This is a genomic window from Pseudomonas sp. HMWF021 (assembly GCF_003061005.1).
Lineage (GTDB): Bacteria > Pseudomonadota > Gammaproteobacteria > Pseudomonadales > Pseudomonadaceae > Aquipseudomonas.
Map to the genome: position 1 here is coordinate 1 of NZ_QAIK01000031.1, position 12,061 is coordinate 12,061.

At 59.2% G+C, this 12,061-nt stretch carries 3 protein-coding genes; all 3 read right to left on the minus strand.

From position 1 onward, the window contains the following. On the minus strand, nt 1–4,396 hold a 4,396-nt coding region (locus tag DBR18_RS03340), incomplete at its 3' end, for a hypothetical protein (RefSeq protein WP_146188729.1). After that, nucleotides 4,389–8,483 (minus strand): neuraminidase-like domain-containing protein, encoded by a 4,095-nt coding sequence (locus DBR18_RS03345; RefSeq protein WP_108589248.1) that lies wholly within the window; start codon nt 8,481–8,483, stop codon nt 4,389–4,391. The genes DBR18_RS03340 and DBR18_RS03345, both read right to left, overlap by 8 nt. A 41-nt stretch (nt 8,484–8,524) precedes the next feature. Then, the gene (locus tag DBR18_RS03350; protein WP_371921064.1) at nt 8,525–11,911 is read right to left on the minus strand and encodes a Tc toxin subunit A; all 3,387 of its coding nucleotides are present in this window, start codon (nt 11,909–11,911) and stop codon (nt 8,525–8,527) included. Nucleotides 11,912–12,061: the final 150 nt, after the last annotated feature.

Genomic DNA, 12,061 nt, shown 5'->3' on the forward strand with positions numbered 1-12,061 from the left:
TCTGCCCATTCACACAATCCAGCTCCCACGTCAGCCCTGCTTCAGTCAGCAACCGAGGGTTCTCCAACGCTGGCGTCACTCGCACTCCAAATTTCTCGATATTTCCCCCGTCCAGGAACAGCCTTACAGGCTCGCCCAACAAGGGACTCGAAGGCTTTGGTTTTACAGTTAGCGTGTGCTTTGTTCCCTGGCAGGGATAGGCCGTACTCGTTCCGAAAACAACCCCGAACTGGTCAAACTCAACGTCAACCGCTTGCGCAATATCAATGACACGCCCAGGTACTTGCGGAGACTGCGGCAACTCCGGGATTCGAGGAATAGCAAATTGCAACTCAAACTCACTGTCCGATGGCTGTTCGACGGAAATGGACCAGCTCAGAGAAGTTGTGCCGTCGGCCATCTGCAACGCTTGCCCCAAAGGAGGATCAAACTTCAGTCCCTGTCCTTCTTTACCCGGTACGTAATCGAGAACAAGAAAGGCGTCCGGATCGCCGATCAGCCAGCTGTACTCATAATCGAGCGTTAACGTACACGGCTGTTTCTCCACCAGAGTGAGCTTGAGATCCGGCCACCTGACCTTAATGTTATCGATGTAAGGCGTGAATTCCTGCAGCCAGGTCGAACGTGAAACCGAGTTGGAGGACACCGCCGATGTTGCATTTGGTATCAATGTGAAAACCAGGATTTCCATCTCCCATCCACTATATCCACCGGTCACGATGGCGTGCAGTACACCCGTCCGAATCCCCGGCATTCTGAACTCCACTCGAGCATTCCCTTCAGCATCCGTTCTCGTCGGAGCAAGGATTCTGTCGGGGTACTCCCACGCCACTTCAACGTCAGGCAAGGGTTCGCCTGTTCTGGCAGAGACCACATTGACGATCGCTGAGACACGTTCCCCCACATGACCATTGGGCTTGGGACTGGTCAGCGCATGAATTTTCCGAGGCTCTTGCAGCGTAAACGGCAAGGCAATGAACTCATTCCCCACACTCGCACTCACCGCCGAAAGCCCCGGTGTTTTGGGTGTGAAGCGGATCTTCGCCACGCCATAAAAGTCGGTCAGGCCGGTTACCGTGTCGAGGTCTGCGTTGCGCCAGGTCACCTCGACACCGGCCATGGGCCGGCCGCTGATCGACGACACCACTTTGACCTGCTCAACCAGTTCCTCGCCCCAGTCCAGCGTCTGCTGTGTGCTGGCATTGGCTGCGAGGCTGTACACCTGCGTTCCCTCGCCCAATGACATTGCATTGGCCGGCGACAGTCTGGCCAGACGTGTCGCTGCCAGACGCAAGGCGAAACTGCCGTCCTTGACGTCGCCCGCCCTCAAGGAAAACTCGCGTTTCACCGCCTCGTCAAAGAGGATCGGGACGCCCAACGGCGGCACAAAGGTGATGCCGCCCAGCGCCAACGGCCCGGTCCCGGTCATGCCCAGTGTGATTTCCTGGCCGAACAGAGGGTTGTCCGGTTCGGCCAGGATCCGGAACACGTGTGGATAGTTTCGCCGCGGGAAGAAGGTTTTCTCGCCCCAGAGATGCGTTTCCTCGTTCTTGAAATTGATCTTCACGCCTTCCCATGGATCGCTCGCGAGGGCGTTGACCGTCAGGTTTCTCGACTCCCGATACCCGTCAAACAGACTGGTGACGACAGCCTCCACGGTCTTTTCACCTGCCGCGACAGGTGAATAGGCGGAACCGCTCCAACCCTCGGCGTCGGTGACAATCGAGGCGGTGCGATGTTCATTGCGCCATGCCACGGGTACCCCGGCAACGGCCCGTTCGGTATGCACAGAAAACACCTGTACCCACGACCAGACGGGGTCCTGCCCAACCACCGAATCCACGGCCGATTCGCGATAGGCGTTGATCAGCACCTTGTTATGCCCCAGACGCATCGGATGTGCGCTGAGGCTCAGCGCCAGTTGCGGCAGGCTGACTGCCAGCGCGAACTGCCCCGGCAACTCGCTGGCAGTGAAGTCCAGTGCCCAGCGCGCGCCCCCATCGCCCACCGGCACCGCCGTGCCGGGTGCGGGAGTGACCACAGCACCCAACTGCTCAGCCGGAGTGCCCGTCCAGCTCAGTTGCATGTCCAGCCCGACCAGAGGGCTCAATGGGTTGGGTAGCACGTTGAAATCGTGCGTCGCACCCAGGCATGGATGAAAAGCGTTGTCCGAAGGCGCCGCGATAACCTGATCCAGTTGCACGCTCAGCTCTTCACTCAAATCAGCAGCGAACAAGCGCCCGAACAACTCCCGATCCACGTTGAACACAGGGGTGCCCAGTTTCAGTTCGAACAGACCGCTGCGACTGGTGGCCGACGACGAGGCCAGCGTCCACTGCAGGCCATCGGCGGGCAGTGGCCGCGCAGCGCCCAGGTCAGTCACGGTCATGCCGATATCCGGCGCCGTATCTCGCCAGCTCAGCGTCACGTTTTGACCGATCAGCGAGCTGCCTGCCACCGGCAGCAGTTTCAGGACATGGGATTCGCCGCGATGGCACAGCAGCCCCAGTACGACCCTGTCCACTTCCACTTCATCGAGCAATATCCTGACCTGGGTTTTCCACGGACTGGTTGCGTGAGCGGTGACCTTGAACACGTGCTTATCCGCCTGAGCATCAGCGTGAGCCCTGACCCTCGCGGTAATGTCTTTGTCCCCATCTGAATTCGGCTGATACATCAAACTGGCCCAGCCACCACTGCCGGTCACAGCCTTCACCGTGCCTTCGGGGGTCACCCAGTCAACCAGTGCGTTCTGTACCGGGTCACCGTCACCGGAGGTCAGCAGGTGCAGCACTTGAATGCGTAACAGCACACTTTCGTTTTCGTCCACGACAGGAAACTTGTTGGCTTCACGCACCTCGCCAATGCGCACCCGATTGCGCGCCAGTGACATGCGTTTTTTCGGCGAGCGCAGCAGCAGTTTCGAACATTGCAGCGACAACTCGAACAGGCCGTCCTGGCGATCCTCGCTGGTCAGCGTCCAGCTCGGCGAATCGTTCGTGACGTTCACCGGGGCTTCAAGCGCCGGGTTGACGTCCACGCCCAGTTGCTCATGCGAGACGCCACTCCAGTGCAAAGACAGATCGGTGCCGATCAACGGGCTGGCGTCCGGCAGCTTCAGTTGCAGCGAATAATCAGACCCACGGTTGGGATAGCCAATCCGGTCTTCCCAAGGCTGTGGAATACCTTCGGCGACCGCCATGACCTCTTTCCATGGATCGCTGGCCAATACTCGCACCGCAAGGCCCTGGGTAAACACGCCGCTTTCGTAGTACAGACTGTCCACCGAGGCCTGGACGATAAAATCGCCGGCGGCTATGGGCTGATAGTCGAAATACGCCCAGCCTTGTTCATCGGTCACAACCTGCACTGTTGATTTCTGGCCGACCACCGACCAGCTCACGGTACGCCCCGGCAGCTCGAATCCGGTGTAAAAAGACGCCACCTGCACCCCGAGGCGAACGCTTTGCTTAAGCTCCAGCACCGGGTAGTAAGCCGCCTCCTGTACCTGGCTGAACATCAGCCGATGATGCCCCAGCGATACATTCAACAGACAAGGCTCGGCGGTGTACTCGTTCTCCAGGCGCATCGTGAACTCATAGGGCTCCTGATCACCTATGAACGGGCAGTCGAGACTCCAGTCATATTTCAGCAGAAAATCATCGCCCCAGAAAGGCCACGCGTGAACCGCCCCCTGCGGGTTGTCGTCACTGTGCAAAGCGGCCCTGGTGTCCTGCCAGATATCGTCCGGCGCCAGCTCGACACCGAACTTATGGCGTTTGGTACTGATGGCACCCAGACAAAGCGGCAAGGCCCTGTCAACAGGATGCTTTTGCTCATCCAGACGCAACGTCTGCAGTTTCGCCGGCGCCAGCTCAAGACGGATATTGATACGGGTGATGAGGATGCCAGCGACCATATCACCGCTTTCGACGAGCGGACTGAAAACGCTGACAATCAGAGGCTCCTGCTCCCTTATGGGCATGTCCAGCGCGAACTCATAAGCCTTGGGTACGAAGGCCAGCGGCTCGCCGTGCATCAGCCGCAGATTGTCTTGCTGCTCATCACGGGCCGGGCCGGGTTCCAGTTCGAATTCCCTCTCCAGATTCTGCGTGTCAAGACGAATGACCAGTCTGCCCGGCTTGCTGTACTGGTTCTCGCACAGGAACGTCAGTACATACCGGGCCTGATCAGAGGCGGTCTTGGGCGTGGTCAGTTCTTGACTGGCCGAGCCACCGTTGAGTGCCGACATCACACTGATTCGCCCACCCTCGTACTCATCGCTCCTGGTTCGCACCTCGTGGCTGGGGTGCCCTTTCTTCCACCCTTGAAGTGCCAGTGCGAAGTCTCCGTTAACCACCAGATTTTTATTGGCCAGTACGCCTGATTCATTCATGACGGTTCTCTCCCTGGGTGTTGGTAACGATCAAGGGGCTCTCAGCCACAGTCACCAGATCTTCGACCGCTCGCATGAACGGTGTCTCGCCAGCCTTGGCCGTGTAGCGGATGCGCACGATGATGTCCGTCAGCGATGCCAGCATGCCCGCCTGCGGTTCTTTCTTCGGCCACGGGAAGCGCAGTTCCCAGCGCGACACCGCACCGGTACTTTCAAACGGGTTGAGCAACCCTTCATCGGGTTTCATCGTGGTGATGCCGTTGTCATTGATGCCCATCGACAAGGCGATCTGCTGCCCGCTGCGCAGGTTGATCTGCACATCCGCCGGCGCTACGCCCACCTGGGGCTGGTGCAGATACTCCACCGATGCACGCGAGCCAAGGGTGGCGACCATGCTTCCGGTCTGCACCAGCGTTGCCCGTACATTTTCATAAGGCCCGGTCAAGACCGGCAGGTCGACTTCGACCGAACTGATCTGCCGGCAGTAATGCCCCGGATGATCACGGTCAAACAGCAGTTGCGTGAGATGAAACTGCAGCTTGCCCGTCTCCTGCAGCTCTTGCAGGGCCTGTGACCATGAAGGCAAGACCGGTTGTTTATCGATTTCATCATCGAATAGCTGGCGCAAAGAAACGGTCTTGACCAGTTCAAGGCGTCGTTCGTAACGCTGCAGATACTCGCGTTCCATACGCACCAGATGTGCGCGCAGGTGCTCGCCTGCGGTCAGGCCATGACGGTTGTCCAGCCAGACCTGAGGCAAGGGAATCACGTTCTGGTAGTCACCGGTTTCAGCACTCAGCGAAGACTGTGCGTTCATGCACAGGCTGACCACCGCGTCATAGGCCTGGTAATGCAACGCCTTGAGCTGACCGAGCAGCCAGCCATACAACTCGGCATTACTGGCACGTTTTTTCAGAAAGCCGAACAGCGTCAAGGCCTGCCGGTTGGCCTGCAAGGTCTGCTCCAGGCTGAGCCGGGCCGCGCGCACGGCGTGTTCCTGGGCAACGATTTGCGCGTCCAGCGCACGCACCTCGGCCAAGGCCTGGTCACGTTGCAGTTGCCATTCGCCGCGACGACGGCGGTAGGCTTCGGTGGTGGCCTGTTTGTCGGCGTCCATCTGCACCATTGACGAGCCGATGCTAAGTAATTGCGACAGTGCTTCGGGAATCGCATCGAGGCGGAACCCGCCATTGGCCAGACCGAAAATGTTGGGCGCTGCCGCAATGCTCGCCCCAATCGGCTTGAGGACGGACGCGGCCAACGACATTTTTTTGGACTTGTGCAGGCTGTCCATCACCTCGTACTCGACCGCCGAGATGTTTTCTTCATAGCGCCGTGCATAAGCTGCCGCCCGCTCTTCGGCCACCTCCCGGCTCGCCGCCAGGGCATCCCTCGTCGCCAGCAATTGCTCGATGGTCTGCTCCTGCACGGTCTGGGCGTAAGTGCCCAGTTGCAGCAGATGATCCTGTTGCATTTCTTCCTGTTCGGCGCGATCGCGCAGCTCAAGCAGGCGCAGAACCTGATTGCCGTAATCCTGCAGGGTTTGCACCGCACGCGATGCCGCTTCGAAGGAGACGCGCCAGCGAAAGGCGCCGACCACCAGACGCCCGCCCATCGGCCGCACGCCACCCTGGCCACCCGCAGCGAGGTCACGTAATAACTGATTGGGGTCGGTGGGCGGGCTGAACAACGGAATGTCCAGTGGTTTGCCGTCCAGCGTGAGGTTGTTGCGCAAATTGCTCAGGCGCTGGGTCGGCAACTCGAACATGGCCAGTAATTGTTCATTGATGGGCGCCTTGAAGGGTTCATACCCCAAGAGGCCCAACCGAGGTGCGATGTCCGCAGCCACCGGAAAATCGGCCAAAGTGAAATCCAGGTTCTTTTCGAACTCGAACAAGGTCGGGCGCGTCGGCCCGCGTCCCAGCAGGCTGCCGATGGTTTCCGCCTCCCACAGGTTGGTCGTGCTGACCGTCGGCGCCCTGCCCATGAGAAATTCGGCCTGCACGTAGCACAGCTTGGCCGCCACCAGCGCATCACGGGTCAATTGCCGGTAGTACCAGTCGCCCCAGGCCACGAGGTTTTTCACGTAATCAAGATACGCCACTACCCCGAAATGCTTCGGTGCCCCATAGCCAATGGCATCGGGATCGGTCGGCGTCATGACCTCAAAGCCGATATTGCCCACACCACTCGCCAATGGCCGACACCGCCAGTATTTGGGTTTGGGGTTCAGTGGCGTCGGAGTGTCGTCTATCGTCACTTCCGGGGCTTGCGGATCGAACAGGTAATGCAGCCATTTTTGCGAGTCGAGAAAGCGATCCTCTGCGCGCAGACGGGTGGCGATCAGATGCGGCAGGTGAAAAAACAGCTCCCAGAAGAACAGGCCGTTGGCACCGTCGAACATGCCGTTCGGCTCAACGATCGTTTGTTTTTCCGGAGCAGGCTCTGACAGGAACTGAGTGTCCCAATCCAGCACCGCGTCCACGGAAATATTCGAACGCTGGACCAGTTCCGGGCCGAACAGTGAATTGAGCCGGGTGTACTTGAGCGTTAGTGACGCCTGATTGAGCGCAAGAAACTGCGCCGCATCGGCGGTGTTTTTCAGCAAGAACGGGAGGGCGAAATCGGTGAGGTTGAGGATCTTTAGTTCGAACTTGCGACGACCATGATTCGATGTTGCTTGCGCGCCGAACTCAAAAGTGACCGGTTGTGTCCATGTACCTTTTGGCCGCGTAAACCTCTGCCACCGGGTGTACCAGCCACCTGCGGTGGAGAGGTTGTCTGTCACCGGGCCTTCATCACCTTCCGCCGGGTTCTGCAGAGCGAAATCAATCGGGATGTTCGTTCCCGACAGACCTGTTGGCCTGCACAGACCCCGAACCCAAAGCACGTCGTTGTCGCCGACGCGATAGGCCAGTGCTTCAATATCCAGCCAGGGTGAAAGCGGGCCTTCCTTCATGACGGTAGAAACAACCCCGGGCTGATTGCGCAACGGATGCTGCACCTGCTCAAGTGCGGTAAAGCGCTGGTCCGCGGCCCGACTCAGCCAGTCACCGTTGTCCGAGACCACCGGACGAAACAGCACATCGCGCACCACCGCCACCTCCAGCCCCGTTGCACGCAACAACACGCCCAGTTTGCCCTTGGGGTTCTGATGGTCAGCCCACACGGTCACCAGCAGGCGGGCATTCGTCGGCGCCTGGCCCTTGGCGGGTTCACTGTACAGACTTTGCGGTGGCGACCACTGGCCGCCCTGGGTCATGAACGATACGTTCAGATTCAACCGCGGCGGTATCCGTTGGGGCGGCTCGTTCTCCTCGGGTTCACTGACCACCTCGTCCTGCCACTCGGCCCACGCCACACACAGCCGTCCGCTCCAGAAAACCGGACGGATATCCAGCACCTTCGGCCCCGTCGTCAGTTCCATGGGCTGCCATTCGCTCCAGGCCGCCGGGTTGATCGCCGTACAGTTCGCCGCAAGCTCAACCTGCGCCCTGCGCCAGAAATACTGATACGGTTCCACCCGTTGGCGACCGACGAAATAGTAGTCGGCGATGGCCGGCGAATCGCCGTCCATGTAGGCGCTGATCACGTCCAGGTTGCAGGTCTGCTCGAAGCTCTGCAGATAGTCACCCAGTGCCATCTGCACCGAATCATTGGTCAACTTCGTCTGGTTCAGGTTGTTCTCAAGCGACTTGAACAGGCTGGTCTTGCGCTGACGCACAAAAGGCGTGATGAAATTCTCCGGGTAGATTGCAATCATCTGCCGTGCCGCCCAATCCGGGTAATTGCTGTCCAGTTCCCAGTCGCTCAGGTCCTGTTTGTCGAACTCGACCTTTTCATAACCCGGTTCCAGATTGCGATAAGCCGCATGAATGAACTGCTGCGCACAACTGGTCGCCTCGGCCACCCATGAACTCTTGACCGGATAGTTGTCCAGCGGATCCAGGCGCAGGAGTTCGAACAAGTCGGCGGGGGTTTTCAAAAAATTGTATCTGGGTTGCGTCTTCCTGACGTTCGCAATGCTGAATTCAACCAGTGCGTTGCGGCGTTTTTCCAGCAGATTGCCCAAAGTGTTCGTTGACATGTCCGTGACTCCTGAAATGAGTGTGGCCTTGCTGCCAGGGTTCAGCGACTTGGGTTAAGGTTTTTTGGGCGACCTTCAAAGGTGATGAGGTCGAAGTGTTCCCACTCAGACTTGCCGTCAACGTGGACAGAGATATCGAACGTCCCGCCTGTGGGGCTGGAAATGAAAACCCGGGTTACGCCCGCCTGGTTGGTCCTGGTGACTGCCGGCCGGATATTCACAATCTCACGCGAATCGAGCGACTCGCCGTGCCACACCACCAGCGTGTTCTTCGCAAGGTTCCGGTATCCGTCCTCAACTCGGGCATACAACTCGACTTCCTCGCCGTAGGGCACCATTCCCAATGGTGTCGGCGAGAAAGAGTTGTCCGGGAAGAGAAACGAACCGGCATCGGCAATGACATTGATGCCCGGCGCATATTCGGGTTCGAACAGGTCCAGCCAGAACAACGGCGTATCGGTGCCCATTACCTTGCCGGCGACGTACTTCGCCTTGACGACACCATCCTTCCCCGTTTCGCGTTCTTCGATGGTGCCGAGGCTGGCACGCCAGTAAACCTTCACGCCCTCTAACGGTTTGCCGTCTCTGTCTTTCAAGGTCACGGTAAAGGTCATCTCGCCATCCGCGTTGGCCGCGTTGGCCACCACTTCCTGTTTGTCCGCCACGCAAGACACAGACACGAGATCCTTGAGGCTTTCCCGACTGCCCAGCACCGGCGCATCTGTTTCAGACAGACTCAACAGCGCGCGCTCCGCTGTCTCGGCATACACAGGCTTGTTGATCTCCCGGGGCAACAAGCCGACCATCAACACCGTCTGCGCATCCATGCCAGTGCGCAATGTCAGAACCCTGACCCGCAACAGCAGGTCCAGCTGCACAAGGCTTTTCAGAATCTGCGCCTCTGCCCCCGAATGAACGACGCACGCACGCACTTCCTGTGCACTCCAGTCGAAGAGCTCGGCCAGACGAATCGCACTGGCATCCTGCGCCAGACGCAAGGCATCGCTGTCTTTCGCCAGGAACGGCAAGGCATTGACCTCGCGCAGATAATCGAGCAATTGCTGTTGCGCTTGCCGGCTCAGGCCGAATGCCTTTGGCAGGGTGCTCAGGTAGTAAAGGGTGTGCACCGTGAACGTGTAAGGGTCGTCCTGTTGCAGCCACGCCCGGTAGCCGTAATCCAGATAGTCGCGCAACACATCGGCGCTCAGCGCCAGTTGCGCCATCACCTCGCTGCGGTTACGCACATCGGCCAACAGCGTGAGCAGCGGGTCCTGATCCACACTGCGGCCCGGGGCCGGGTTATCGGCGACCGGCCCTTCACGTTCCAGGACCTGGCGCAGCAACTGGTGCACGGTCGCGTTTGCCCAGGTCAGCACCAGCAATGCCTGCTCGGCATCAAGCCCGGTGTAGACCGCCAGGCTTTCCTTGACCAGCGAAGCCTGCGCTTCACGCGCCTGCAGCAATACACCGAGCATGCGTTCGACAAGCCCGGCCACCACCGCGTCGTCTTTTTCGCCGAGGCCACCACGAACGGCAGCGTCAAATATCGCGTCGGCGAACGTCAGGTAGTCTTCCTGCGTCCCCGCGTACGCCAGCACCAGCCCGTCGCCATCCACCAGTTCAGTCAACAGCTCGCGCCAGTCGGCACCCGGCAGCTCAGGGACGCCGGCAACGATAAGGCCGGCATTGGTGAACAGCGCGCCACCCAACAGATTCCGCATCTGCTCGAACAGTTGCCGGTCGGCCTCGGTTTCCGCCACCGACTGTACCGGCGCCACATGGCTCAGCATCCATACCACCGGCATGTTGCGTTCGCTGCACCACTCCACGCAGGAATGCAGGGCATAGATCAGGTTCAAAACATCCGGTGTGCCTTCGCCCTGCTCATCAGCAATACGCGGCTCGCCGGCCAACCCGTCAACCCAGCTCTTGCCCCCCAGGACGTTGAGCATCAACACACCTTCGACCGGTGTCATGCCCAGCATTCGCGGCAATTTCACGAGGCGGAAAAACGCCGACAGGGTTGGCGCGTTACGGCGCAGCGTGTTGTCGTTGCCCCCCTGCGCATTGGCTATGGCCAGGGCCAGATAAAAATAGGTTTGCAGGTCGATTTGCAGTGCATTGCAGATCTGCAGGACGGTCAGGTCAGCGGCACCTTCATCGGGAAGCAGATTGAACGGTTTGTCATCGAGTATCAGCGCTTGTTGATAGTCGCTATTAGCGTTGAAGATCCGGTCAAACTGAGAAGGCGTTTCACCCCGGCCGTAAATGGAAAAGGTATTGATAAAAGCAGCGAAACTTTCGGCGCTGCAGTCGTACCGCTCACGCAGCGTCTGGAACAGACCGAGGGCGTTGACCACATTCGGGGTGATCCACCACTCGGGCTCGGGCTCGGCCTTGGCCTTGGCAGGACGGCCATCTGCACGCATCGCCGCCGCCAGCAACGCATCCACCTGGTCACTGGGTAACCCCAGCCACTGGTCCAGGCGAATTTTTCGGTTCAAGCGGTCAAAACGAAGAAAGTCCGCTTCATTGTCCATACTCAGCGTCAGCCTATGCATGAACGATGCCTCAGGCCCTGTGATTGCAACAGCCGGTGCTGTGTTGGCATTGAGGTAAACCGACCCGGAGCGTTCACTTTCAACCTCTTCCGGGGGAGCACCGCTATAAACAACGTTGACTGATCGTATCGGCGAGAAGCCGCGTACAGACAGCAAGGCCTCCAGCCCCGGTGTATCGAGTTTCGTGCGCTCACCGAAATGCGGTACTTGAAGGAGATTGGTGGGAAAATCCCCTGCTCCCCCCGTCCCGAAGTTGAGTGCAAAAAACTCTTCTCGTTCTTCTAAATCATCAAACGATGGGCTTGCCTCCGTCAGCAACTGTCGCTGAAATGGCCCCAGCCTGGACGCATGCGCCAGTGCCCGGCCGGCATCCTCGTCCCAGGCGGACGGCTGCAAAAAATAGGGATAGTGCGTGTCCACCCTGTGAGCGAAGTTGCCCACCGACATCCCGTGGTGACGAGCCACCGTATCGATCGTTGCCCAATGCTGGTAATACGGCAGGCCGTTGGGGTAGCGCGCCTGAATCATCGCCTCTTCAACATCGCCGCCCGCATCGCCGTGGACGGCGACGAACTTTTCCAGCACCTTGACGATGACATCAACCGCCGAAACCGACTGAAACACCGCGTTGAAATCAATCGACAGGGGCTTGAGGTCCTGGCGACGCTGATGCAGTGGCAAGCGTTGATCCTTGTCAGCGCTGTCCAGGTCCTCGATACGTTGTACCCAGCGCAACAGATCGAGCAGATACGCCACTGGAGAGGCCTGCGACTCCAGCGCTTGCGGGGGACAAAGTTTACCGAACTCGGGATGGAAGATGCCCTCGAAACTGGGTCCCTGCATCATCGACAACAGGCCGTTACGCATTCCTGCCGTTTGCGGGGGTTGATCTGCGGTGCGCCACAAGGTGTGTTCGATAAACTGGCGCCGCACATAAATGGCCAACGCATTGGCCCGGCGCAGAAACTGCCGGGCATCCTGTGCACTGACATCGAATTCCCTGACCAGGCCCTGAAC

Coding starts and splice junctions, on each gene's coding strand:
- DBR18_RS03350 (WP_371921064.1), bottom strand. CDS start 11,911: ATGCGTAACGGCCTGTTGTCGATGATGCAGGGACCCAGTTTCGAGGGC.
- DBR18_RS03345 (WP_108589248.1), bottom strand. CDS start 8,483: ATGTCAACGAACACTTTGGGCAATCTGCTGGAAAAACGCCGCAACGCA.